The organism is Peribacillus kribbensis DSM 17871, from assembly GCF_000430765.1.
Lineage (GTDB): Bacteria > Bacillota > Bacilli > Bacillales > DSM-1321 > Paraperibacillus > Paraperibacillus kribbensis.
Genome location: NZ_AUMQ01000037.1, coordinates 42897 through 69307, shown reverse-complemented (window position 1 = coordinate 69307; position 26411 = coordinate 42897). Strand labels below are relative to the sequence as shown.

General features: G+C 44.8%; 17 protein-coding genes and 2 riboswitches. Of the genes, 4 read left to right on the top strand and 13 right to left on the bottom strand.

The window, feature by feature from the left end; translation table 11 throughout:
- Positions 1 to 406: 406 nt before the first annotated feature.
- The 7 genes from ptsG to H539_RS0108060 form a co-directional block, all read right to left on the bottom strand.
- Complete coding sequence (gene ptsG / locus H539_RS0108090; RefSeq protein ID WP_026693100.1) at positions 407 to 2470, bottom strand: glucose-specific PTS transporter subunit IIBC; 2064 nt, start codon at positions 2468 to 2470, stop codon at positions 407 to 409.
- A 185-nt stretch (positions 2471 to 2655) separates the two neighbouring features.
- Positions 2656 to 3495, bottom strand: coding sequence for a glucose PTS transporter transcription antiterminator GlcT (glcT, locus tag H539_RS0108085; RefSeq protein ID WP_026693099.1), 840 nt, complete (start codon positions 3493 to 3495; stop codon positions 2656 to 2658).
- A 147-nt stretch (positions 3496 to 3642) separates the two neighbouring features.
- On the bottom strand, positions 3643 to 4974 hold the full coding sequence (locus H539_RS0108080) for an NCS2 family permease (RefSeq protein ID WP_026693098.1): 1332 nt from the start codon (positions 4972 to 4974) through the stop codon (positions 3643 to 3645).
- 104 nt (positions 4975 to 5078) lie between these two features.
- A riboswitch (purine riboswitch) is annotated at positions 5079 to 5178 on the bottom strand.
- A gap of 93 nt (positions 5179 to 5271) precedes the next feature.
- Positions 5272 to 6825, bottom strand: coding sequence for a glutamine-hydrolyzing GMP synthase (guaA, locus tag H539_RS0108075; protein ID WP_026693097.1), 1554 nt, complete (start codon positions 6823 to 6825; stop codon positions 5272 to 5274).
- Between the two features lie 170 nt (positions 6826 to 6995).
- Positions 6996 to 7097: riboswitch (purine riboswitch) on the bottom strand.
- Between the two features lie 33 nt (positions 7098 to 7130).
- Complete coding sequence (locus H539_RS0108070; protein ID WP_026693096.1) at positions 7131 to 9323, bottom strand: DUF4129 domain-containing transglutaminase family protein; 2193 nt, start codon at positions 9321 to 9323, stop codon at positions 7131 to 7133.
- On the bottom strand, positions 9323 to 10534 hold the full coding sequence (locus H539_RS0108065) for a DUF58 domain-containing protein (protein WP_026693095.1): 1212 nt from the start codon (positions 10532 to 10534) through the stop codon (positions 9323 to 9325). Before H539_RS0108065 ends, H539_RS0108070 begins: the two co-directional genes overlap by 1 nt.
- Complete coding sequence (locus tag H539_RS0108060) at positions 10531 to 11487, bottom strand: AAA family ATPase (protein WP_026693094.1); 957 nt, start codon at positions 11485 to 11487, stop codon at positions 10531 to 10533. The genes H539_RS0108065 and H539_RS0108060 overlap by 4 nt, the downstream gene beginning before the upstream one ends.
- A 336-nt stretch (positions 11488 to 11823) precedes the next feature.
- Between H539_RS0108060 and treP the strand changes: the two genes are divergently transcribed.
- From treP to treR, 3 genes are all read left to right on the top strand, one after another.
- Positions 11824 to 13242 (top strand): PTS system trehalose-specific EIIBC component, encoded by a 1419-nt coding sequence (gene treP / locus H539_RS0108055; protein WP_026693093.1) that lies wholly within the window; start codon positions 11824 to 11826, stop codon positions 13240 to 13242.
- A gap of 155 nt (positions 13243 to 13397) precedes the next feature.
- Positions 13398 to 15095, top strand: a complete 1698-nt coding sequence (gene treC, locus H539_RS0108050; protein ID WP_281171404.1) for an alpha,alpha-phosphotrehalase — start codon at positions 13398 to 13400, stop codon at positions 15093 to 15095.
- A 25-nt stretch (positions 15096 to 15120) separates the two neighbouring features.
- The gene (treR, locus tag H539_RS0108045) at positions 15121 to 15831 is read left to right on the top strand and encodes a trehalose operon repressor (RefSeq protein ID WP_026693091.1); all 711 of its coding nucleotides are present in this window, start codon (positions 15121 to 15123) and stop codon (positions 15829 to 15831) included.
- Between the two features lie 22 nt (positions 15832 to 15853).
- On the opposite strand, the gene essA is transcribed toward treR, so the two are convergent.
- The 6 genes from essA to H539_RS0108015 all read right to left on the bottom strand — a co-directional run bounded on the left by essA (position 15854) and on the right by H539_RS0108015 (position 25757).
- Complete coding sequence (essA, locus tag H539_RS0108040) at positions 15854 to 16345, bottom strand: type VII secretion protein EssA (protein ID WP_026693090.1); 492 nt, start codon at positions 16343 to 16345, stop codon at positions 15854 to 15856.
- The gene (gene esaA / locus H539_RS0108035) at positions 16335 to 19250 is read right to left on the bottom strand and encodes a type VII secretion protein EsaA (RefSeq protein ID WP_051348502.1); all 2916 of its coding nucleotides are present in this window, start codon (positions 19248 to 19250) and stop codon (positions 16335 to 16337) included. Before esaA ends, essA begins: the two co-directional genes overlap by 11 nt.
- The gene (gene essC, locus H539_RS0108030) at positions 19247 to 23716 is read right to left on the bottom strand and encodes a type VII secretion protein EssC (protein WP_026693088.1); all 4470 of its coding nucleotides are present in this window, start codon (positions 23714 to 23716) and stop codon (positions 19247 to 19249) included. The genes esaA and essC overlap by 4 nt, the downstream gene beginning before the upstream one ends.
- Positions 23717 to 23766: 50 nt before the next feature.
- Positions 23767 to 25116, bottom strand: a complete 1350-nt coding sequence (gene essB, locus H539_RS28095) for a type VII secretion protein EssB (protein ID WP_051348501.1) — start codon at positions 25114 to 25116, stop codon at positions 23767 to 23769.
- 23 nt (positions 25117 to 25139) lie between these two features.
- Complete coding sequence (yukD, locus tag H539_RS0108020; RefSeq protein WP_026693087.1) at positions 25140 to 25379, bottom strand: ESX secretion system protein YukD; 240 nt, start codon at positions 25377 to 25379, stop codon at positions 25140 to 25142.
- Positions 25380 to 25463: 84 nt separating this feature from the next.
- The gene (locus tag H539_RS0108015; RefSeq protein WP_026693086.1) at positions 25464 to 25757 is read right to left on the bottom strand and encodes a WXG100 family type VII secretion target; all 294 of its coding nucleotides are present in this window, start codon (positions 25755 to 25757) and stop codon (positions 25464 to 25466) included.
- 373 nt (positions 25758 to 26130) lie between these two features.
- Here H539_RS0108015 and H539_RS30685 point away from each other — a divergent pair, with 373 nt between their 5' ends.
- Positions 26131 to 26298, top strand: coding sequence for an aspartyl-phosphate phosphatase Spo0E family protein (locus H539_RS30685; RefSeq protein WP_162144702.1), 168 nt, complete (start codon positions 26131 to 26133; stop codon positions 26296 to 26298).
- Positions 26299 to 26411 lie beyond the last annotated feature (113 nt).

Here is a 26411-nt window from a genome sequence, read left to right as displayed (position 1 = left end):
AAGAAAATAACGTTGGCGTCTTGTTTCGTTCAGTTTTCAAAGAGCAGTTCGTGTTGGTCAAGAATAGTCAATATCTCAACGACAACTTAATTAGTATATCATGTTCAGATGAACAAGTCAATATCTTTTAAAACTGTCTGGTTGATCATCACTGTCTCTCGAACAGCTTTCTAATATTATCACGGGCTGACTAACTAAGTCAACACCTTTTTCCACTTAGCTCTTTCTCCCTTCATAATGCAGTTCATTCTCTCTATATTAATAGCCTTCTTTAATTAAAAAGCGTGAATGTATTTGGGTTGACTTCCCCCAGCATCCGTCCTTATCAATTCCTTTTAAACGAGAAGAGCAGCCCTTCGCGTGACTATATACAAAAGGGAGCCGCATAGCAGCTCCCTCTACATGATTATATAGAAACAATATCTTCTTCTTTTAAGTCGACATTGCCTGTTTTCTTAAGAGTTACTTCTTCTCCGCCCTTTAGGTTGGTAAATACGATTGGAGTAATAGTAGAAGTAGCATTCTCTTTTACATAGTCAAGATCCACTTTAAGCAGCGGCTGTCCAGCTGTCACTTTATCCCCCTGCGATACAAGGGTTTCAAAGCCTTTGCCTTCAAGCTTAACGGTATCAATACCGAAATGGACTAGAATTTCACGGCCGCCTTCAGACTCAATGCCGATCGCATGCTTGGTTGGGAACAAGTTGACGATTGTACCATTAACAGGTGAAACCACGGTTCCTTCTGATGGGATAATCGCAAAGCCGTCACCCATCATCTTTTCAGCAAAGACCGGATCTGGAACCTCACTGATTGGAATAAGCTCGCCTTTTAAAGGAGATACAATCCCCTCATCCTTTACTTCATTCCGAAGTTCAGCTGGGTTTACTTCTTCAATTTGCTTCTTTACTTCTTTTTCTGGCGATGGTGCCGGAGCAGTCCGTGGTGTTTTACCGCTCATTATATCCTTCATCTGGCCTTTGATCGTTTCAGAACGCGGACCAAAGATGGCTTGGATATTATTCCCAACCTCTAACACACCTGCAGCTCCCAGCTTTTTAAGCTGATCTTTATCGACCTGTTTGGCATCATTTACTGATACACGAAGACGGGTAATACAAGCATCTAAATGGGCGATGTTCTGCTGTCCGCCCATTGCATCCAGAATTCCTGCAGCAAGTTCGCCTCTGGCTGGAGCATTGCCTGTTTCCTCACCTGCTCCTTCATCCTCTTCACGCCCTGGAGTCATCAGGTTGAATTTCCGGATGGCAAAACGGAAACCAAAGTAATAAATCAGAGCAAATACGATACCTACAGGAATAACAAGCCATGCATGTGTCTGCGGGTTAATGAGACCGAATAAGATGTAATCGATCAAACCTCCGGAGAAGGTCATACCGATCTTAACATCCAACAAATGCATAACCATGAAGGATAATCCCGCAAAGACTGCGTGAATACCGAATAATATCGGAGCTACAAACAAGAAAGAAAATTCAATCGGCTCTGTAATACCTGTAAGGAAAGAAGTTAAAGCTGCAGAGCCCATGATTCCCGCAACCATCGCTTTCTTTTCCGGACGCGCTTCATGGTAGATGGCAAGGGCTGCCGCTGGCAGTCCGAACATCATGAACGGATATTTACCTGCCATGAACGTACCGGCAGTGAGATTCTGCACTCCGTCCTTAATCTGTTCCATGAAGATCCGCTGGTCTCCACGGACCAGGTCGCCCGCCTTGTTCGTATAGCTTCCGAACTCGTACCAGAACGGAGAATAAAAGATATGATGAAGCCCGAACGGGATTAACGCACGCTCAATCACACCAAAGATAAACGCGGAAAGTGTGAGGTTGGCGTTTACCATATTATTTGAGAACGCATTTAGGCCTGATTGGATCGGCGGCCATACGACGATCATGAGTAAACCAAGAACCACCGCACTTGCAGCCGTAACAATCGGCACAAAACGTTTTCCGGCAAAGAAGCCGAGATATGATGGCATTTCAATTTCAAAGAACTTATTATACATCGTAGCGGCCAGAATCCCGATGATGATCCCCCCGAATACACCTGTCTGCAAAGTAGGAATTCCAAGCACACTGGCATATTCCATATGTCCTTTAAGATCACTGGCATCAATACCTAGTACCGTCCCCATTGTCTTATTCATGATCAGGAACCCGACAATGGCCGCAAGTCCGGCAACTCCTTCACCGCCCGCCAAGCCGACAGCAACTCCAACAGCAAATAGAAGGGCGAGATTATCAAATACAATTCCGCCGGCCCCTTCCATGACCGAAGCAATAACCTTAACACCATGATTATGCAAAAATGGCGCTATATCCAAAAGCACTGGATTTTGAAGGGCGTTACCAATTGCAAGCAGTATTCCTGCAGCAGGTAAAATCGCAACCGGGAGCATTAAAGCTTTACCGACTTTTTGCAGCACCCCAAATGCTTTTTTAAACATGAGATCTCCTCCATTTATTTTTTTGCACTCAGATAAAACGGTTGCAAATGATAGAACAAAATAAAAAAGGCATGAGTATATAAACCTTAATATTTGCAGTCTTCCGGATACTTCTATCCATAAGATTGCAAAACTAATGATTTTTTATACTCATGCCTGATCGAGTCAGTAACACGTATAGATTATTATTTGTTCCGCTGTATCCTTAGAAGGTGCATGGTGAGATAAACCGCTTCTGCCTCAAACACAGGCTTCTTCAGGACATTTTGCATAATTTTAATGAGTTTCCACGCTAGATTGTAGCATATAGGATATTCCAATTGCAATAAGGAAGTGATTTTTTCCGGTTCTTCTACCTTTTCTCCTAGAATCACTCGTTCTATGGCGAAGCGAAGATGCCGGATCAACCGGATATAATCGATGCTCTCTTTATCTATACTCACCTCAAGCTGTTCCTCGATCACTTCCACAAGAGATGTCATTAATTGTGAGTGCTGGTTTACTTCAGAAAGGTTTTTGTTTGTTATGGCACTGTGGATATGAAGGGTGATGAAACCGGTTTCCGAATCAGGCAGCTGAACTCCTGTTTTCGCCCCTATCAATTCCGTTACCTCTTTTGCAATACCAAACTCAAAGGGATAAAGAGTCTTCGTTTCAGCAAGGAACGGGTTGCTGATGTGGACACCGTCTTTAATCCGGTTGATGGTGACCGTTAAGTGGTCTGTTAAACCAACATGGATATGTTCGTTTAACTCTCCTTCTGCCCTTTCTTTAATCAGTTCGATGGCTTCAATGATAACAGATAAAATCTGTTCATCTATAAAAGGCAGGAGTTTTTTATAGTTTTCCTGCTCTGCCTCGCTTCTCAGCACAAACATTTTTTCAGCTGCCCGGGAAGGGATCGCGTCTCCCTTTTTCCGGTTAAATCCTATGCCTTTTCCGATCATAACAGCTTCTTTATAAGAGGGGTGCTCGGCGATGAGAACATTATTGTTGAGTACCTTTTTAACTCGTATGCTTTCCATGTCCATACCTCATTCGACTATGATTATACATGTTAGTCAAACATACTGTATAAATCAACCACAATATTTCTCCCTTATCGGCCGAACATATCGTGTAATCAGTAAAAAACACGGAATCCATAGGGATTCCGTGAAGATGAAGAAACATTACACTAAGAAAATGAAATAGCACAGGAATATGACAAACAGGAAATACATCAGAGGATGAACCTCTTTGGCCCTGCCTTTTATAATCATCGTAATCGGATAGAAAACGAATCCGGTCGCTATTCCTGTAGAAATGCTGTAGGTTAGAGGCATTGCAATAATTGTAAAAAATGCAGGCACTGCAATTTCAAAACGATCCCATTCAATATTTTTTAAAGAAGCGACCATGAGCACCCCAACGACAATGAGAGCAGGCGCTGTGACTGGAGCAGTAATGACCGATAGCAGCGGGAAGAAGAACAGAGACAGAACGAATAAAATAGCGACCACAATGGATGCAAATCCAGTTCTTGCTCCTGCCGCGACCCCGGCAGTTGATTCAACATAAGAAGTTGTAGGAGACGTACCAAGAATGGCACCGACTACAATCGACATAGAATCCGCAAACAAGCCTCTTCCAGCCCGTGGAAGCACTTCCCCCTTCATGATGCCGGCCTGATGGGCAACAGCAACAAGGGTACCAGCTGTATCAAAGAATGCTACAAACAAGAACGTAAGAATGACAACCACCATCTGCAGGCTGAAGATGGTATGTGGATGAGAAAACCCTTCAAAAGCCACACCAAAAGTTGGGCTTAGACTCGGAACTGCACCCACCACTTTATGTGGCAGATCAATAACCCCAAAGATCATCCCTACAATCGCTGTAATGACCATACCGATAAATACGGCAGCATTCAAACCTCTAGTCAGCAGAATTACAGTAATAAAGATCCCAAAGACCGCAAGCAGGGTAGATCCCTTGGTCAAATCTCCAAGACTGACGAGCGTCGCATCATTTTTAACGATGATTTGTGCACTCTGAAGGCCGATAAATGCTATAAACAAACCTATTCCTGCGCCAACCGCATGCTTCAGCTGGGTCGGGATGGCATTGATGATTTTTTCACGGAACCCAGAAAGAGAAAGCAGAACAAAGATCACACCAGCGACCAAGACACCTGAAAGTGCCGTCTGCCAAGGAACCTTGTAAGTCAAAACAACCGTGAAAGCAAAAAATGCATTCAGACCCATGCCGGGTGCAAGGGCAATCGGAAACTTGGCGATGATTCCCATCATTAATGAACCAATGGCTGCTGCTAAAGCCGTAGCCACAAAGACCGCTCCCGAATCAATTCTCAGCGCATCCGGGAAATCCTTAATGCTTGCCAGAGACAGGGTCAGCGGATTGACGATCAGGATATAGGCCATTGATAAGAATGTTGTAAGACCGCCGATGATTTCTTTTCGATAACTCGTTCCCAGCTGGTCAAACTCAAAATATTTTCTCACTGTTCTTCCCTCCATTTTGTCGCACGAAGCAATAAAAAACGCTCCGTCAGGGTTACCGTACGGAGCGCGACTATGCGATAAAAAGGAAAAAAGAATAGAACCATCTTTTTTCTTCATTATCTCGTAGTCGGGCTGTTACGGCAGCTCGGTAGAAACTTTTGGGCCAATCCCCAATATTATACGACATAATTTGATAATTATTTTATGATTACAAATTGATTCTACCAGGAAAGAAGTACTACGTCAATAAAAAAACGAACGTTTTCACGTTCATTTTTTTTATAGTTCGTGTTTCGCTTATTCCCACTCAATTGTTGCCGGCGGTTTGCTCGTAATGTCATAGACGACGCGATTCACATGCGATACCTCGTTTACAATCCGGGTAGAGATCAATTCAAGGACATCCCACGAAATCCTTGCCCAGTCAGAGGTCATTCCATCAATCGAAGTCACTGCACGGATTCCAATCGTGTAATCGTAAGTTCTTGCATCTCCCATGACTCCTACGCTGCGAATATCAGGCAGGACGGTGAAATACTGCCAAATCTCACGGTCAAGTCCAGCTTTGCTTATTTCTTCACGGAGAATCGCATCTGATTCCCGGACAATTTCAAGCTTATCCTCTGAAATAGCACCGAGCACACGGATTCCAAGGCCGGGACCCGGGAATGGCTGCCGCCAGACAATTTCATCAGGAATGCCAAGCTCCGTTCCAAGCGCTCTGACTTCATCTTTAAAAAGTGTATTTAGAGGCTCAATCAATTTAAACTGCATATCCTCAGGAAGTCCGCCTACATTGTGGTGAGACTTAATGGTCTGGGCTGTAGCCGTACCGCTTTCAATGATATCTGTATATAGAGTGCCTTGTGCCAGGAAGTCGATGCCCTCAAGCTTAGTCGCTTCATCATCAAATACATAAATAAATTCATTTCCGATAATCTTTCGTTTTTTCTCCGGATCGGAAACTCCTTCGAGTTTGCTTAAGAAACGGTCTTTCGCATCCACTTTTATGACATTCATATTAAAACCTTCGCTAAAGGTCTTCATAACTCCTTCTGCTTCTCCCTTACGAAGAAGTCCATGATCCACGAAAATACAGGTTAATTGGTCGCCAATCGCTTTATGGATAAGAACAGCCACAACGGAAGAATCCACACCGCCGCTGAGTGCGCAAAGCACTTTTCGGTCTCCCACTTCTGTACGGATCTTTTCCATTTCGATTTCAATGAAATTTTCCATTGACCAGTCGCCTTTGCATCCGCATGCTTCAAATACAAAATTTTTAAGGAGCTCATTTCCGTATACAGAATGCCTGACTTCCGGATGAAACTGGACCGCATAAAGCTTTCTGCTTTCATCGCTCATCGCTGATATCGGGCAGGAAGGATTTGTCCCATCTACAGTAAAGCCTGCAGGGGCTTCTACTACAAGGTCTCCGTGGCTCATCCAGACAAGCTGGTCTTCAGGAAGGTCCTTGAACAGCGTGCTTCTGTTTTCAACATGAAGATTCGCCTTTCCGTATTCCCGGTTCTTAGCAGGCTCCACTTTCCCGCCAAAATGCACGGTCATCAGCTGCATGCCATAGCAGATTCCAAGCACAGGCAGCCCCAGATCAAAAATTCTTTCATCACATCGGAAGGAATTTTCATCATAAACACTATTCGGGCCACCCGATAAAATAATGCCCTTAGGATTCAGTTTCATGATTTCCTCTGCTGTTAGGGTATGGGGATGCAGCTCACTGTATACTCCGAATTCCCTGATTCTCCGGGTAATCAACTGATTGTACTGGCTGCCGAAGTCGAGCACGACAATCATCTCTTGATTTTGCAATTCTGATTTTCCTGGCAAAGCAGTCACCTCTACTAGTTTTTTCGTTCACACTTGCTGTTAAATAAAATAGCTACTATAAAAAAAGCTGAAATTCTGTCCAACCCAAATTGTAAGAGTATACCTCATACATAGGGTTTGAATTGGTTGCAAAAATTAAACGGATTTTGCAAACAAAGACAGAATTCCAGCCTTCTTTCATCTGTCTTCATAGTCAAATCATTTACGGTGATTTGGTAGATACTTGCGAACCATATTTTCGAGGATATATGAAGTGCTTCTATTAAATTATACCAAATCATTTTAACAACTCTTCACAAAACTGGTCAAGCTATAGTTTTCTTCATCATTCTCTCCCACATATCATGCACCTCGCCCCAGTCACTGATGCTTGTGTCTCCTTTATAAATCAGCTTCTCATAGACTGTGGTGAGCCTTTTCATATCCATCGTCTGGAAGAATGAATCAACATAGCCCGCATATTCCCGGAGAGTCTGACCCTCTGGCCGCTTTAATCCGTATCGATTCAACTCCTTTAACAGTATCGGGTAGATCAAATCCAGGCCGGCTGCCCTTGATTTCCTATACCGGTAAAGGTAAAGCTTGGGAACCCATTTCCCCCTGCGGCTGTAGATTCTCCAGCCCGCAGCTGCAAGGACAGCAAATCCTGCCAGCCACCAGAATTTTTGACCGGCCCATTTCTCCTTGACGCCGCCAAAAAGACTTTGTGTTTTTGCAGCAGGCTTTTCCGCCCGTTCCACCTCTGGTTTTACCGGCTGAGTCTTTCGCTCGTCCTGCTTGGGCGCCGGAGTGTTCACATGGTTCGACATGGTATTGGGATATTCGAAACGGGCTGTATTTGCAAACCCTTTTGTAGGCTCAAAAGGAACCCATCCAATTCCCGGGAATGCCACCTCTACCCATGAATGCGCATTGTTATTGGTAATTTCATACGTATTCTGCTTGTCTCCCGTATTAACCAGTTCTCCATCAGAATACCCTTTGACCCACCTGGCAGGAATGCCGATGGAGCGCAGCAGCACCACCATGGAACTGGAATAGTTGTCACAATATCCACTCTTGGTCTCGAACAAGAATTGGTCCACATAATCCTGATCTTCTTTTGGGTAGGGAACATTCTGTTGATCGTAGACAAACTCGCTCCGGTCAAAGTAATCTTCAATGGCCTTTGCCTTGTCAAACCAGTTGGTTTTTCCTTTTGTAATCTCCATCGCCAGCGTCCTTACCCGTCCAGGAAGATTTGTCGGCAGCTGCAAGTAATGCGTATCGATCGGGCTTTGAACTGGTACGCCGTTTATTTTTTGCATTGCCCCCACGTCATACCTTGGCTGATCGTAGGAAATGGTATATTTATTGACGAGCGCAGAGGAGTCATCCTCCTTTTTCGGCAGAACTTTTTCTTTCTCTGCGTCAAAGGTAAAATACTGGGCTTCCTTCGTACTGATTTTGGTCAAGCCCAGGGGCTCAGGATAAGGAATATGTTTATACTTCATATTGACTGTCACAGTCGCTTTAAAAGAGCTTTTCTTTTTATTCGGCAAAGTAAAAAAGTAGAGGCTTTCATTCTGGGGCAGTCTGATGCTTGCTGCATCCGAATCGATGGATGAGTTCACCCACCCTTTCCCTGTATAGAAATCCTTGCTTTCCACCTTCCAGTAATGCCGGATGGATGCCTGTGCCCGGAAAACGACAGAGTTATCTGCTTTAAAGGCTCCTCCTAATTTATCATCATTTTCCCCATAGCCGATCGTATTCACCGTCTCTTTTCCGGTTACCTTATTTGAATAGGATTGAATGTACGGCACCGGATCCGGCCAGGATGGACTCTTCTTCGGACCTGAAAATCCCAGCAGTGTACAAAAAGCAATGAGGGAGACTAAGGGGATCATCCACCTGGTCATGGACGCAATCGAAAAGCTGAGTTTTTCTTTTTCCACTACTCTATAAAAGGTCTGCATTCCAAGTATCCCAAAGCCGACAATGACCAGCCTGATGATGGGATGATCTGCATGATACGGGGTAAACGTATCAAGAATCGCTATATAAATGACCGTAGCAAGAAAGAACAGCAGCATTTTTTTCCGTATGACAAGCCAGTAGGTAATGAGGTAGGTCATCAGATATAAAAGCACAAAGAACAGAAGGGTTTTAAAATCATCCGAGATTCCAAACCACTGTCTCTTCAGCAGGCTGTCGATATTGGCCAAGATGCTTTTTCCGAACTTCATGACCCAGGACGGGCCAACGAGCACATCGGTCTTATAATAAAAATGATGGATGACGAAAACAACATATACGGCTGCTGCCGGATATCTTATTTTTCTAGATATCCCAAAAAACTTAAGGGCAAGTGAAAGCGCGATGAACAGAATAAAAATAATCAAATTTCCTGTATTAGTCAGCTGTCCAAGGGGAATCACCCATTCCCTCAGAACCAGGAATCCAAAAAAGTAGAGAAGAAAGAATCCGAAGCTTTTCTTGTTAACAGAGGTAATCATTATATTCCGCTCACCTCAGTCCATTTTTGAAATTCCCCCTCCAAGAAATGGACAGGAATCCCCTTTAAGGCTCCCATATGCTGGAGCCTCACCTCCTGGGTTGAAAGAGCCGGCCCCTTCCTTAGGGAGACGATGGTGATACTCCGCGATTGTTTCCTTTTGGCAACATCATTGATCAGTTCCTCTGTTACAAGAGAGGTAACCAGGACAATCCCTAAATTGGCAGGTATCACATCATTTTTCTGATCAAATGCCCCCAACGGCGAGTCCCTGCGCGGCTCCGCCTTTGCCAGGAATTGAAGAATCCTCTGCCTCTGCACAGAACCTCCAGTCGCCGGCAGTGGATGTTCCATAAGTCCCCGGACAAAAAAACCGACCGGACTGCCCCGTTTAATGGCTGCATGAACAATGGAAGCAGTCAGGGAAACTGCAGGTTCAAACCCTTCGCTTCTTGAATTGTCCAATAAAACAAGGAAGTCCATATTTTTTTGCTCTTCAAATTCTTTTGTCATGATTTCATTCCGCCTGGCAGTTGCCTTCCAGTTGATCCAGGAAAAACGGTCTCCCGGCTGGTATTCCCTTAATCCTGAGAGGTTGGAAACCTCACGCTGCATCCTGACAGAAGTTCCCGCCTGCTGGCCTTCGTTCCTCTGAACCCCGAACTGGCTCAGGGAAATTTCATAATAGGATGGATAAACCAGGACCGTATCCTTCAGCAGGAAGGCTGCTTCTTTTTCAATAAATCCCAGCGGGTCGCCCACCTTGATTTTCACCATTCTGAAGTCATGTTCACCCCTGGGAAGTTCCTTAAATGAATGCTCTACCCTGAACTCTTTTTTGAACCAGGGAAACGTCATTTCCTTTGTAACGGCAGCTCCTGACTCCTTCAGTTTTCCGGGGGTCTCTTCTTCAACAACCATAAAAAACAATGGGAATGGGAGCTTTCTTCGAATGTGGAGAGTGACATTTAGTGAATCCCCCGCCCTGCATTCATTAAGGTCCATTTCCCTTTCTACATAAAAATCCTTGATGGGATAAAGGAAAAGAAGAATGGAATATAAAGCGGCTGGAAGGAAGCTGTAAAAGAGAAACCAGCTGACAAAGCCGCCTTGGAACATGGCGTATGAAAAGGCAGATATCATTAATACGATAAGAAAAGAAAAACGCAAGTATGGTAGCAGGATAAGCATCAATCTCTTGATTTTCCTCATTTATGGTTCACTAGCCTTTGTACGGGAACCGGTGTTTTGGCCACCATTTCATTGATAATATCCTCAGAGGTTAATCCTTCATACTTGGCATCGGCACGGAGAATGACCCGATGGGAGAATACATATGGAGCAAGATATTGTACATCATCCGGAAGAACAAAGTCCCTCCCATTCAGCATGGCATATGCCTGCGAGGCTTTCATCAGGGCTATGGAACCCCTTGGACTGACTCCCAAAAAGATATGTCGGTGTTCCCGGGTCCGATTTGTCAGTTCCACGATATACCGCTTGATCGTCGCATCCACATGAATCGTTTTAACCTCTTCCTGCAGCATTCTCAGATCTTCAATGTCCATGACAGATTGAAGGTTGATAATGGGAGGTGAGACTTGGGCTCTTGTTAAGATTTCCATTTCTTCTCCTGCTTCCGGGTAGCCCATTTTTAAACGCAGCAGAAATCGGTCGAGCTGTGCCTCTGGAAGAGGATAGGTCCCTTCATATTCAATCGGATTCTGGGTTGCCATAACGAAGAATGGCTTCTCGAGAATCATGGTTTCACCGTCAATCGTAACGCTCGCTTCCTCCATACCCTCAAGCAGGGCAGACTGCGTCTTCGGGGAGGTCCGATTTATTTCATCAGCCAGGATAATATTCCCCATGATCGGCCCCGGCCTGAATACAAATTCCTGTTCCTTTGCATTATAAATAGATACTCCCGTAACATCGGAAGGCAGCAGGTCCGGGGTGAATTGAATCCGCCTAAAACTTGCACCGATGGATTTGGCAAGCGCCCTGACCATCATTGTCTTTCCTACTCCAGGAACATCCTCTAATAGAACATGGCCATCTGCCAATAATGCCACCACGCTCAGCTCTGCCACATGTCTCTTTCCGATCATTACTTTTGCAATATTATCTAAAATCTTTTCGATTTTAACCTGCGATTGTTCCATATCCACTTTCCTCCCCGTCTAAAAACCTGTTGTAGCAGGTCTAAATTAACTACATATTCGCCAAATAGTTACAATTTCCCTTCTGGACAAGACTATTTATTAAACAAACACCTGGAGCTGATACGATAGCAAAATCTTAAAAAAGGGGATCTAGGAATGAAAAAAAGGACTGAACTTTTTTGCGAAAGCGTTTTAATTTTTCTATTGACGGATTTGTATATACAAGTTATGATGTAAACAGTTACATCCTGTATATACAAGTAACAAAGCTCTGATGGCTTCCTTTTGGAAGTAAATAAATAGGAAATGAACAACATCTGTGATGGGGGTTTAGAAATGGCAAACAATAATCGTCTTGACGCCGAGAAAATCGTTGATGCTGTCGGCGGAAGCGGTAACATCGCCTCTGCTACACATTGCGTAACCAGGCTTCGTTTTGCTTTACATGATGAAAAGAAAGTAGATAAACAGAAGTTGGATGACCTCGATGTAGTAAAGGGATCCTTCTCCGCCAACGGACAGTTTCAGGTCGTCATCGGCCAGGGACTTGTTGATAAGGTCTATGCCGAAATGGTGGATGCTGCCGGGATTGGCACCGCTACCAAAGAAGATACAAAATCAGCAGCAGAGAAAAATTTAAATCCTGTACAGAGAGCGATTAAGACTCTGGCAGATATCTTTATACCCATTCTTCCCGCTATCGTAACAGCCGGCTTATTAATGGGAATCAACAATATTCTGACTGGCTCAGGCATCTTTTATGATGGAAAATCCTTCGTTGATGTCCATTCAGAATGGAAAGACTTCGCTTCCATTATCAACCTTATTGCCAATACGGCATTTACGTTCCTGCCTGCACTTGTCGGCTGGTCAGCCGTAAAGCGGTTTGGCGGCAGCCCACTCCTTGGTATCGTATTGGGATTAATCCTTGTTCACCCTGACTTACTGAATGCCTGGGGATATGCAGAGGCCAAGGAAGCAGGAAAAATCCCTACATGGAACCTTTTTGGCTGGCATGTAAATAAAGTCGGCTATCAGGGGCAGATCCTGCCGATTCTCTTTGCTTCGCTGCTGCTTGCAAAGATTGAAACATTTTTAAATAAGCGGACACCGGATACCATTAAATTACTGGTTGTTGCACCAGTGGCCCTTCTTGTAACAGGATTCCTTGCCTTTACGATCATCGGACCAGTTACATTTGGAATTGGGAACGCCATTACACATGTGTTTACTGGAATTTTTGACAAAGTTCCTGCACTCGGGGGCTTAATCTATGGTGCCTTGTATGGTCCGCTGGTTATTACCGGGATGCATCACACCTTCCTTGCGGTGGACTTCCAGCTGATTGCAAGCATTGGAGGTACGTTCCTATGGCCGATCGTGGCACTATCTAATATTGCACAAGGATCATCTGCCCTTGCGATGATGTTCATTACACGAGATGAAAAAGTTAAAGGATTATCCTTGTCTTCATCCATCTCAGCATTCCTCGGCGTTACTGAACCGGCGATGTTCGGGGTGAACCTGCGCTTCCGCTATCCATTCTTTGCGGCTATGACTGGTTCAGCGCTGGGGGCGGTTTACATCACGGTCAATAAAGTTATGGCTCCGTCCATTGGAGTTGGCGGACTTCCTGCCTTCTTCTCCATCGTTCCACAAAAATGGGCTCCATTCTTTGTGGGAATGGCCATCGCTCTCGTCGTACCGTTCGTACTGACATTTATCCTAGGCAAATTCAGAAAACAAAAAGCCTGATTATAAATACCGCACACATTGGCAAATCGGATCCTCCGCTTTGCCAATGGTTCGTTTTGGGAAATGGCGTCTGACCCCATTTTCCGCCCGATTTAGCAAGAAAATCAACTTTGGAAATGGGGTATGTCCCCATTTCCACATGGAGGTGCCTCTATATGCAAGATATAAATGATATAAAAGAAATGAATGAATGGTGGAGAAGGTCGACGGTTTATCAGATTTATCCTAAGAGTTTTATGGATACGACGGGCAGTGGTGTCGGGGATTTGCAGGGGATTATCTGTAAGCTTGATTATTTGAAAGAGCTTGGGGTGGATGTGCTGTGGCTTACTCCTCCTTATAAGTCCCCTCAGAAGGATAATGGATATGATATCAGTGATTATTACAGTATCCATGAGGAGTATGGGTCGATGGCTGATTTCGAGCAGCTGCTGGAGGAGGCCCACCGCCGGGACATCAAGCTTATCATGGATATTGTGGTCAATCATACATCAACTGAACATGAATGGTTCCAGGAGGCCAGGTCCTCTAGGGACAATCCGTACCGCGAGTATTACATCTGGCGTGATCCGGCAGAAGATGGAGGCGTACCGGCGAACTGGATTTCGAAATTCGGAGGTCCTGCTTGGAAATATAACAAGGAAACCGAACAGTATTATCTGCATCTTTTTGATGTTACACAGGCAGATTTGAATTGGGAAAATAAAGAGCTCCGTCAGAAAATATATGATATGATGCATTTCTGGTTCAAGAAAGGCGTCGATGGTTTCAGGCTGGACGTCATCAATCTGATATCCAAAAATCAGGAGTTTCCGAATGATGACGGTTCATCTCTCCCTGCGGACGGCCGTAAGTTCTATACAGACGGTCCAAGAGTCCATGAATTCATTCACGAAATGAATGAACAGGTTTTTTCGAAATATGACGGCATGACGGTTGGAGAGATGTCTTCCACAACCATTGACCATTGCATCCAGTATACAAAACCTGAAAATAAAGAACTGAGCATGACCTTTAATTTCCACCATCTAAAAGTCGATTATCCGAACGGGGAAAAATGGGCACTCTCAAACTTTGACTTCCCTGCCCTTAAACAGATTCTTTCAAAATGGCAGATGGACATGCAAAAAGGCGGCGGCTGGAACGCCTTATTCTGGTGCAACCATGATCAGCCCCGAATCGTGTCCCGCTTTGGGGACGATGGCATCTATCATAAAGAATCCGCTAAAATGCTGGCAACTGTGATTCATATGATGCAGGGAACTCCTTATGTATACCAGGGCGAAGAATTCGGAATGACGAATCCTAAATTTGACTCCATTGAAGACTACCGTGATGTGGAAACCTTAAACTACTTCAAGATCCTGAAAGACCGGGGCATGGAGGAGGACACGATCATGGAGATCATAAAGAGCCGTTCCCGGGACAATTCCAGGACCCCTGTCCAATGGGACAGCAGCGAGCAGGCTGGCTTCACCACTGGCACCCCATGGATCAGTACTGCCAGCAATTATACAACCATTAATGCGGAGCAAGCACTGGCTGACAGGGACTCCATTTTCTATCATTATCAGAAGCTGATCAAGCTTCGCAAAGAAATGGATATTATCACTTACGGCAATTACACGCTGCTCCTTACAGATCATCCTTCTGTATTCGCTTATGAAAGAAAGTACAAGTGCGAGAAGCTGCTTGTGATCAACAACTTCTTTGACAAAGAAGTGACCGTGGATCTGCCGCAGGCCGAAAGCCATGCTGACATCCTTATTGCCAATTATCCCGATGCTCCTCTTTTATCAGAGCGGGTCCATCTGCGTCCATTCGAATCCATCGTTTATTATATTCAGAAATAATGATACAATTTTCTTGGTGATGACGGTGCGAAATAAATTTATTAAGGTCTATGATGATCTTGCCGATAAAATTCAGAACGAGGAAATCAAGGCAGGGTCTCTCCTGCCTTCTGAAAATGAGCTTACTGAAATGTATAACAGCTCCCGTGAAACGATCCGCAAAGCGCTCAAAATGCTCTCTGAGGACGGTTATATACACAAGGTCCAGGGAAAAGGCTCCATTGTCCTGGATATCAGCAAATTTGACTTCCCTGTTTCTGGCCTGGTCAGCTTTAAGGAAGTGTCCCGCAAAATAGGACACCGCGCCAAGACCCATGTAGCGGAGTTAAGCCTGACAGAGCCGACAGCAGAATTGGCGGAAAATATGAAGATCTCCTCCCGGCAGCATGTATGGAAGGTCCTGCGGGTCAGGGAAATCGACCGGGAAAAAATTATCCTGGATAAAGATTTTCTCGTTGAAGAGCTTGTACCTATTCTGACAGAAGAAATCTGCCAGAATTCCATTTATGAATATATCGAGGGAGAGCTCGGGCTTTCCATCTCCTTTGCCAAAAAGGAAATTACGGTAGAGGAGCCTACTGAAGAAGATCGAAACTATTTAAACCTTGATGGCTACTCCAATATTGTAGTCGTAAAAAACTATGTCTATCTGGATGATGCGCGGCTCTTCCAATACACGGAATCCAGACATCGGCCTGATAAATTCCGATTCGTGGATTTTGCCCGCCGCAAATAGAAGAAACCTCCTGAAAGCTGCTTCAGGAGGTTTTTTTCAACTCTTTAGAGATTCTGGGCACCAGCACAAGGAACATAAACAGAATGATCATGATCAGCAGCACCCCGAAGATTAAAGGCAGATACAGCTTGTTTTCCTCCTTATCAGAAGAAGATGGATCTTTATAAATCGGTGCACTGTTCAGATTGGGATCAGTAAACAGGTTCAGCTGCTCTGCTTTTACGCCTGCTGCCGTTGTTTGATGTTCACTGCTGATGAAAAGCTTCCTTTCTACATTGCTTATCAGGGTATTTTTTTTCTTTTTAAAAGTCAGCATCTTTTGTTCATCCGGAAGCACTGCCTTTTCTTTCAGCAGGGAATCCTCATGAAAGTAATCCGTATTCAGCTTAATATTCTTATCTTTGTACGTGTTCGGCTTCACATCTGCATGTTCCTGTGCATCCCCTGTCCCTGTTCCTGCCAGCAAAATCCCCAGGCAGAGAACAGGGAGCAGGAAGTACCTTCTATACTTCATCGGCAGCCAGTTCCCTTTGTTTCTTCAGCGGCCAGCCCCTGCTTATATATGGCATGGCGGTCAATACTGCTGCAATTATCCCCAAGACAACAGCCGCCCCTGCAAATTTAGATTGGTCGCCGTATTGGATGGACATGTACACATTAGAAACGGGATGATTAAAATCAAAGTTTGGCAATACAATATCCATTAACGGAGTAATAAAGAATAAAATCAGGCCTGCTGCTGCAATCCATCCAATGAAAGGTCCAATAGTAAACGCAAAACGAACCGCGCTGGAACAAGCCATTAGCAGCAGGATAGTAAAGGCGGTCCATTTAATCGCCTGTACATCCCCGAGTGCATAAAGATTCAATCCGTAGATGCTGATGATTAGTCCCACTGCCACATTCAAAAGAATAAATAGAGAAAGGTGGACAAACAGCGGCATGCTGGAATAATGGTACAGGAAGTACCCAATGACAAGGCCGGATAGAAGGATGACAATCAGCATGACAACCGGCGGTGTGTTCACCACCTTATCCTCCATGACCTTTCCATCCACATTGACCGGACTTGCCAGATAATCATAGACATATGGATTCTGCTGGTTATCTACCAGCGTATTGTTCAAGAGGCCATAGACATCCTTTTTAATCTTCTTGGTCGTATCTACATTCGCTGCCCAGGTACCATTTAATGTATCAGCTCTCCCCTGGACTGATCCTACCTTCGACTGAAGCGTTCTGGTGTATTCCTCAATATTCCCCTGCCTCTCCGACAGCGAGTTAATTAACCCAGAAATAGACTTTAGCTCTCCAGCAGCTGTATCCTGCATGGAGACAAACATTTCTCCCTGAAGGGCATCCGCTGCCGGTGCTTCCACCTCTGCCTGTTTATACCCTTCCCGTAGCTTCTCTGTGATTCCGCTCGCATTAACCTGAAGGGTTTCCAGATCGGACAGGACCGCAGCTTGCTCTTCATTTAGATACTGATTGTATTTTCCAATGAAACTATCCACTTTATCGGTATATGATGTATAGTCTCCCTCAAGCTGGGCTGCATCTGCGGCCGAAGCTGCGAGATTATCCTTAATATCGCTGAAATAACGATTATCCCCTGTTTCTTCTTTCAGGGCAGTGTACACCTCTTTAATGTCCTTCGTATTTTTATCTCCTTTAATCAGGCCGTCAATCAGTTCATCGTCCTGGACGGCATTGCGGGCAATGGCCCCTTCAAATTCAGAGAGATAGGTATAATACGTTAAAAGATCGGTGATATTCTTATTCTGGATCCCCATTTGAAAATAAGGGGAAAGCAGGTCCTTCCTTACCTGCGCAAGGCCGCCGGATTGGAGAATCGCTTCTTCTTTTTCCTTTATTTTGGCAATCGCCGTGTCTTCTGCAGCGGTGGATCCTTGATCCTGGTCCTGCAGCTGTTTGATCAGGCTATTGTAAGCTTTTTGCAGCTCCTCCTGTTTTTTAGTCTGCTGCTGGACACCCGACTCAATCTGCTGCATACCCGACGTGACCGCCTGGAGAGAAGCGTTGATTTCATCCCAGTTCTCAATACTGGGCTGGGACTGGCTTACAGGCTGACTCTGATCCTGGGCCTGTTCAGATGTCTTCAAAGCCGGCTGGGCCTGTTTAGCCGATTGGGCTGCCTCAAGCTGTGCCTTTAACTTCTCCGCCTGTTTTTTGGCTTCAGTAATAGCCGACATAATGGCATCCGTATTTGGATCCCCTCCTGAAGGAGGCGGTTCAGGATTATTTTCCGGATCAGATCCAGGGCTTTGAAGCTTTTGGCGGGCTGGAATCAGTTCCATCTGGATACTGTCCAGTGCACTGCTGCCTGAGTCCTGTTTATACTGATGGACAAGCTCCCTTTGGATGGATGCTAATTTTTCAAACTGCTGGTCCACCGTCGAATCATTCAGGGAGGCCGTAAGCTTGTCAAGCTTATCAGTGCTTTCGGTAATCTTGGATTTAAGACCAGCCATTTTTTCCTTTAGTTCAAGGTCTTCCCCTTTTAAATCCCCATCCGGCACATTCTGCCTGTCGGCTACGGCCTGGACACTATTATTGATGACTGTTTCATAGTTTCCAAGACCATCCTGCATCATTTTTTCATTTTCTGCAGCCGTCATGGTAAACAGCTCGTCCTGCCTTTGCTGGTATTCCTTATATTTATTGATACTGTCCACAAAGGCGGCTATTTCCTTTTTATTGGCATTAAAGCTATCCATGGAGGCAGCCGATGCCTTTTCAGCATCCCTTGTGGAGGAGAAAAGGTCATTGATCATTTTACGCTGCTGCTCTATTTCCGATGCCAGTTTTTCAGAGTTTGGATTATAAAAGGAATAAATCGTATTCTGGAAAGCTATCTCTTTTTCAAGGATCTTATCAAACTTCTTTCTGATATCCTCAACAGATTGGGAGACTACACTCCAATATAGAGAGGTAATCTGCTTATTCATATTTCCCTTTGTAATCTCAAGCTCCCTCTGCAGCTTTTCCTTGTTTTTTGCATCGAGATTCACCTGCAGATTATAGGAAACGGATGCCTTTACCGGTGAGTTCTGTTCAAAGGTCAGAATGTTTTTCGAAAAATCGGATGGGAAATAGACTACCGCATCATACCTTTGGTCGGCCAGACCCTTTTCGGCGCTGCTTCTCGAAACAACTTCCCATTGATAGTCAGAGTCTTTCTCTAATGCCGGAAGGATCCGGTGAACAAAATTGATAGGTTTTTTTTCAAAGTTCGATCCATTATCTTCATTGACCACAGCAATCTGGCGGGTAGCCTTCACCTGCTCCTTCATCGGCTCATGGCCGATATATGTGAAGAACAGACTGGGCAGCACCAGAATCACCAGTATGGCCGCTATCACTTTTAATGCTCGATATTTTTGTGGCACTTCTTTCACCTGCTTCCTTCTTGTGCGTTGGGAATTTGAATTTTATGCTCCCTGCCATTTTCTACGATATATCCAAAGCCCGGCTGGATTTCCTCTTCTTTTCGGGAAAAAGGAAGGGCAAATAAGCTCTGCTCAGATTTCTTCATCAGGAGAATCGCATGCCTGATCTGCTTCAGTTCGGATGTTAACGAATCAAAGCCTTTGGTAAATTCATTGGCATTCCCAGCTGCGATCAGGCTGAAGCCCAGATGACTGTAGCGCTTTAGATACCCTGCAAGCCTGTCCTGTATCCTTGCATCGACCGTCTGCTGAAACCTGGAAATGCTGTCGATAAGAAGAATGGCCGGTTCAAAGGAAATTCCCTGCACACGGCTTTCTTCACTGGCTTTCCTATACTCCTTTTCTCTCTGCTCAAATTCTGTGTCCATCTCATCAAGCCATGCGGCTATATGATCCTTGGTATCCAGGTAGCGGACCCTATCTCTGGCTGCATATGGCGCAAGCCCCCTATCCACAGCATCAAAGATGGCGGCTTCCTTTATATGCTGGGTCAATAGATGCTCAAGGATCACCTTCAAGGTATTGGTCTTTCCTTTGCGCGACTGTCCGATCACCAGGTAATGCCTGCTGGTTTTGAGACTGAGAAATACGGGCTTCACCTGTTCTTCATCCAGGCCGATTGGGATAAGACCTTCACTCAAACCAGCCGCATATCCGCCCTGGAAGGCCTTCAGGCTTAGGCGGACTGGAAGCATCGGGATACCCTGTGGCTTTTTGGCATCCTTATACTTCTCATTAAGTGTCTGTATGTTCAGCTTCAGCTGATCCAGGACCTCCAGCTCACTTGCGCCTTCAGCCGGCATGTAAATCTGGGTTAAATACGTCCCGTCCTCTTTGATCAGTGCACGTCCCGGAACAGCCTCCACCTCATACGGAGTTCTTCCGACGAGAGTGTATTTTTCCGTACTGTCCATGAGATAGTGGATGATTTTCGTCTTCAGGTTATTCATAAGCGGCTGTCGGAGCGTATTGATCCGGGTAGCGGTGACTGCCATAAAAATGCCCAGTGACTGTCCATCCCTGGCAATCTGGGTAAATTGGGTTTCTATATCCTGCATCTCTTCCTTCACCAGATCGAAGTTATCAATGGCAATGAATAGAAGCGGAATTTTCTTTTTCCCTCTGGAATTGTACATCCTGTGATTGCTTACTTCATTTTCAAGGAACAGCTGCTTTCGGTGTTCGATTTCTTTCTTGATGAATTGCAGGAACTTCTCAATTTTTCTCTGCTCATCGATACGGAAGTAATCGGCTGTATGCTTCATCTGCCTCAACGGCAGCAGAGCACTGTTTCCAAAATCAAAAATATAATAATTCAGCTCATCCGGACTCAGTGCTTCCGCAAAATTCATCAATAGAGTTAGTAATGTTGTAGACTTTCCATAGCCTGAGCTGCCAAATACCCCGATATTGCCGTCATTATATAATTGATACTCATAAGGGCTCTGCTTCTGTTTTTCCGGTTCGTCCTTTACACCGAACAGGAAGCCATTTCGATTTTCTCTGCCAGCAGGCCTTGCAATACGGCCCTCAAGCGGCGGGAGCCATGGACTAGGGAGCTTTTTAATCTCCAGGCGCTCCTGTACACTGATAATCCGATTGACCACAGCATCTATTTCCGTCAGCTTTTGCCTCTGGCTTTCAGAGCTTCTTGTAGAAATATCGGAAATCTGCATCAGCCCCAAATCCGTCACCAGAGCGATTTCATCTTCTGCCCCATATGCATCCTCCATATACGGGGCACCGCTCCAGGCAGATTGGAATAAATCATATACTTCATTATTTCCTACCTGAAGGTAACCCCGTCCTGTAACGGTAATATTGGCAGCATCACTGTTTTTCAGGATCTCCTTGCTGTCATTCTCATCCTGCACTCTTAGGGAAATCCTGAACCTCGCATTGCTCCAAATTTGGTTATCGATGATACCACCCGGCTTCTGCGTGGCAAGAATTAAATGGACTCCGAGGCTTCTTCCGATACGGGCCGCACTGACAAGCTCTCTGATAAACTCCGGCTCCTCGCTCTTCAGTTCAGCGAACTCATCTGAAATCAAAAACAGATGGGGCATCGGCTCAGATGCAGTGCCGCTTTTATACAGTTCTGTATAATCGTTAATATGATTGACTTCATAGCGGTCAAAAAGCCTCTGCCTTTTTTTGAGCTCGCTTTTGATGGAAGCAAGCGCGCGGGCACTGAAGTTCTTGCTTCCTTGGATATTGGTGATGGTTCCAAGAAGATGCGGCATATTTTTAAACGGCTGGGCCATCCCCCCGCCTTTGTAATCAATAAGCAAGAAGCCTACTTCATGCGGATGGAAATGAACAGCTAACGATAAAATATACGTTTGCAGCAATTCACTCTTTCCCGATCCCGTTGTACCCGCAACAAGACCGTGAGGACCATGGGCTTTTTCATGAAGGTTCAGCTCCACAAGATCCTTCTTTCCCTTCAGCCCGATCGGCACTGCGAGGGACTGGGAGGATTGATTGTTTTTCCAATTGTCCTCTATAGGCAGCTGCTCCGCTTCCTTGACATTATGTAATTGCAAATATGAAACCATATCCGGGATGGAATTGTTCATTCCCTTCTGGTGATCGAGCGATCTCAGCATTCTTGAAAATCGCTCGTTTCCTTCAGCCCTATGGGCATCCAGCCTGAAAGAGGTGTGATCCGCTTTGCGCTGTTTGATCAAGATCTCTCCCTCACGCTCATTGATATATTGAATGACAGTATGAATGTTTTCAGTCAGGCTTTCCTTTGTATCTGCAGCAAACAGGGAAGTAATGCCGATAGTTGCATGTTCTCCTTCCAGATACTCCAGAATAACATGCTCGGCAATCAGGGTGGGATTGGTCACAATGAATACAAAGTGAGGGACAAACCTCTTCTTCTCTTTGTCCTCCTCCATATCCCGGCTCCTTAAAATCTGGTAAATCGATGAAAGCAGCTGGTCACGGGTTTGTTCATCATACACAAGACCCCTTGCATAGGAATGCGGCATCTGAAAATGAGGCAGCCACTTCATCCATTCCCAGTCCTTATAGTCTTCCTTATCAAAAATGGCCACAAAGCGAATATCATGGTAGCTGTGCAGGAAGGCAAGCTGCCCGATGATCTGCTGAAGCTCTTTTTTGACGATGGCATATTTCCCGGTGAATCCAATAGAACCAGAGGATAAATCAATGGCAAGCGGCACGTTCTGAATTTGTTTATACGTTTCCACAATATCCTGGGACTGCTCAATCAAATCATCGATCTCCCTGTTGGCCATGTCCTGGCTGCTTGCCGCAACCTCATAGCTTGCAGGAACATCCGCCCTTCCGGCACGGATATGCAGGAAGTCCTCAGCCTCAGGGGATCTCTCCCAAATTCTGTCGCTGATGATGCTTGTAAGATACTTCATCCGTTCAAAATCAGGATAATGGTAATGTAAAACCATCTCCTGCTTTTCATATAGTTCCTGGAGTTCCTTCCTTTTGCCCTCCAGGTATCGCGTGTAAAGGATCCTGCGCTTCTTCTTCCGCTCTTTACGGCTCTTCTTATCTTTAAAATATTGAAAGGTGGAGGTCACCATTGTCGTACCGAACATAACCAGGGAAATGAGGATGAACAATCCCCTGGGCTGAAGGATGGCAACAAGCCCCATGACTAAAAGCATCAGAAGCGGCGGCATGATGATCAGCCATAAGCCGCGCTGATTGCCGTCAGACTCCGGGGAAGGAAAGGAAATGCTGACTTTTTCCATTGGCATCTCATATACCATCCTCGGTGTCCGTCTGTACTGCGGGTAGCTCTTCTTCATTTCTGAGGATGGCTGAACGGCTTCGGGCAGACTCGCATTGAATGGATCTGCTGACTGTACAGATAAAAGATCCTCTTCGAGTAATGAGAGGGTCATAAACGGCCAAAATAATAAATCGCCCGGCCTCAATTCAGCTCTTTCATTCAGCCGCAATCCATTCAGGTAGATTTCTTCCTCAGGGGATGCCTGAACCATCCATCTGCCCTTGATTCGCTTTAATACAGGGAGTTCTTTCCCTTTCTGATGCGGCCATACCGCCTCTTTTTGTATCGTTGATGGCCCATCAGAGGAAAAGGATATCTCATGCTCTCCACCGACATAATACGATTGGTCTTCTAAAGGGTCTTCCAATAAATAAAAACGAAAGGGCACAGAATCAATAAAAACGGATAAAGGAGTTTTTTCCTGAAGGCCCCCAAGCCGTTCATCTCTGTAATAGATCACGAAATCTTTTCCATTTTCCTTCCTTAACTCAATCCAGTCATCTTTTAGGCTGACTGACTGGATATGAATGGAGCATTTCCCGCCGCTGCCAATGGTTATGGACTGATTCGTGTCCTGGAACGAATACTGCTGATACGTCTGTTCGTAGAAAATCCATAATAGTCCCAATCCAATTCATCTCCTGCACTGCATTCATTTACATGTAAAATCCCCGTTTATTAACTTGCAGCTTTCGGCTTTTCCTCTTTCTTTGGAGCGGCCGGCGGGACGGCTGGAGCTTTGGCCCCCTTAACAGGTACCTGAGGGGTTCCAGCTGGCGCAGTCTGCACAGGCTGTGTTCCTCCGGCTCCCTGGGCAGCACCGGGAGTCCCGCTTTCTTCTGCTGCTTTTTCCTCATCCTCCTGCTTCTTTTGCTCTTTGAGATCCTTTTGGTATTCTGCCACTTCCTGGTCTATAGAGTTCAGTTCCTTCTCCTTCTCCTCACCGGTAAGCTTGTCATCTGCTTTAATGTCATCTTTATACTTAATCAAGCCATATATCACGAGATCCCTGAACTCCATGGATCTTGCAAGATCTACGGCTTCTTTATTTTTTCCGCGGCCGATATTAATCCAATAAAGAAAATACTGCGGATCGGTCTGGAGAGTAACCATGTTCTCGACAGCATCCCTCTGCTCTTCGCCAAGCTCTTCATTTTTTATATAAGATGAGGCAAGCTCATATTGGACTGCATATGGCATATCCTCAGGATCATATTGATTCAGGGTGTCAATTACCTGGCTGTATTTCTGCTCAAGATAGTATTGACCGCTTTTAACATAGGCCTCTTGCTTCGGCTGGGTAAACAGCAGAAAAGATAGGATATATATAATGGCTGGAATCAATAAAATACTTGCACCCAGTAAAGCGTATCGATAAATATTCCATTTCTTTTTTGGTATGTATGCATAGTTGCTTTCCTTCTGTTCAAGCTCTCTGATCGCCTGTCCAATATAGTCCGAAAGCTCCTCAAATGTCTTTATCGCCATGATCTCTTTGGCCTGGTTTGACAGCTTCAGAGTCTGGGAAAATTGAATATAGTCGGCAAATGTATACTTATCATCCGCAAGTTCTGCACAAGCCGCCCTGGTCTCCTTCAGGAGGCGCTCTTCATCTTTTTCATAAGGGGGAAGGCTTTCCTTTACACCATAATGCAAAAAGTGCGGCGAAAGGCCGGGATCCGCCAAAATGTTTTCGGGACTTACTATCACATGCAGTCTGGAAAAATCATGATGAATCACCTTCTCCACCAGCTGATGGGCAAAATACAGCCTCGCCAGCCTGGTCTTTTTCTTAACGCCCGCAAACGTGAGAAAAGAGGGTGGAACTGCGGCCCTGACCACCACTTCATCTTCATTCACGATAATTTCCTTCTTGATATCCGAATCCAGCCCTTCAAGAAATTTGATTTCTAATGCATCCCGGAGCTTGACTCTCGATCTCTGAAAAATAAAATTCCGGCTGCTTCCGTCCTTCTTAATCAGCGCATCCAGCTGTTCTTCTAAGTATGACTGTTTAGTTCCTTCCATTACTCTAGACTCCTTTAGAGCATCTATAAGATTTCTATTCTGTCTCCTGAGGTGATCCCGCCTTCCTCCAGAGAACCATAGCCCCGGAGTACCAAATCCTTATTCTGCACCCTGATCCAATAACCTTCCCGCGGCAGGGCAGGTATCTTTTTAACCTGCCAGACAATGTCCACAAGCTTATTGACTGTCAGGTAATTCGAAAGCTGCAGGTCGAACACATCTTTTGTATAGTTTTTTAAATCGATCGTTATTTGTATGTAGATGGCGTCCACCTCGTTCATAGAAAAGAGCGCTATAATCTAAAAGATCTATGCGCTCCTTTTCTATATTTCTTTTAGACTGAATGATTATCCGTTAATTTGGCTGGCGATCTGCTGGTCAGTATCTTCAAGAACATTAGCAGAGCTGGCAAGCTGCTGAGCTACCTCATCCAATAAAGTCGCCATTTTTTCGAAAGAAGGCCGAAGCTGCTGATATTGTTGGGCAAATGCCTGGCTTGACGCACCTTCCCAAATTTCCTGCAGGTGGCTGCTCATGTTGTCGAGTCTTGTAACAAGATCCGTAACATTACCGCTTTCTGTGTTATATTGTCTTGCCACTCCGCGCAATTCTTCCGGGGTCAGTCTGATATTTCCTGCCATCAACCATCACTCCTTAAAAAATTTGTCATTTATATTTTAAAATATCCTTCTAAAATCCACCAATAATTTCCTTAAAAAATGGCAAAAATAGTAATTTATTCCTATGTAGAAGGTCCGTATTCTTGAAGTCTGTATCTTTATACCCAATGACCTGAAATTACAAAACATAAAATACCAAATTATTTATATATTTACATATTCTCTCTGACATATTGCGAGTTTACTAATCCTTATCAATTTGAGTCATAGATTCCCCTTCATTGCCCGTGTATGGGCCATTCCTGCTCTTTTCAATAAAAACCCATTGAAACGTATACATGTACTGCCACTATGTGATAAATTAGTACTAAATCATTAGTAAGGGGTTATGAGTATGGCTGTTACTTTTGAGCTAAAGGAAAAAATTGAAGACACCCGTCATAGGATGGTTGCATCCGCAGCCACATGCGGAATGAATTCCTTAGAAACGCTGGCCCTCAGCCAGGAGCTGGATTATTATATAGCTGCCTACCAATCCAATTACCAGAAAACAAAGAGCTGAGAATGCCCAAACCGTATGCCCCTCTGTCCGCTTAAAAGACCTGCACATTCAAAAAAAGATACCAATTAGAGAATCAATGCTCTCTATCTTTAAATGAACATGGCCGTTTTCCT

What these genes read in the sequence shown, in the direction of transcription:
- H539_RS0108070 (WP_026693096.1), bottom strand. Translation starts at nt 9,323, where the DNA reads ATGATTACCTCTGTTAACAAGAAAAGCTTCGGATTCTTTCTTCTCTAC.
- H539_RS30685 (WP_162144702.1), top strand. Translation starts at nt 26,131, where the DNA reads ATGGCTGTTACTTTTGAGCTAAAGGAAAAAATTGAAGACACCCGTCAT.
- glcT (WP_026693099.1), bottom strand. Translation starts at nt 3,495, where the DNA reads ATGGAAAGCATACGAGTTAAAAAGGTACTCAACAATAATGTTCTCATC.
- H539_RS0108065 (WP_026693095.1), bottom strand. Translation starts at nt 10,534, where the DNA reads ATGAGGAAAATCAAGAGATTGATGCTTATCCTGCTACCATACTTGCGT.
- H539_RS0108015 (WP_026693086.1), bottom strand. Translation starts at nt 25,757, where the DNA reads ATGGCAGGAAATATCAGACTGACCCCGGAAGAATTGCGCGGAGTGGCA.
- ptsG (WP_026693100.1), bottom strand. Translation starts at nt 2,470, where the DNA reads ATGTTTAAAAAAGCATTTGGGGTGCTGCAAAAAGTCGGTAAAGCTTTA.
- treC (WP_281171404.1), top strand. Translation starts at nt 13,398, where the DNA reads ATGCAAGATATAAATGATATAAAAGAAATGAATGAATGGTGGAGAAGG.
- essB (WP_051348501.1), bottom strand. Translation starts at nt 25,116, where the DNA reads ATGGAAGGAACTAAACAGTCATACTTAGAAGAACAGCTGGATGCGCTG.
- H539_RS0108060 (WP_026693094.1), bottom strand. Translation starts at nt 11,487, where the DNA reads ATGGAACAATCGCAGGTTAAAATCGAAAAGATTTTAGATAATATTGCA.
- treP (WP_026693093.1), top strand. Translation starts at nt 11,824, where the DNA reads ATGGCAAACAATAATCGTCTTGACGCCGAGAAAATCGTTGATGCTGTC.
- essA (WP_026693090.1), bottom strand. Translation starts at nt 16,345, where the DNA reads ATGAAGTATAGAAGGTACTTCCTGCTCCCTGTTCTCTGCCTGGGGATT.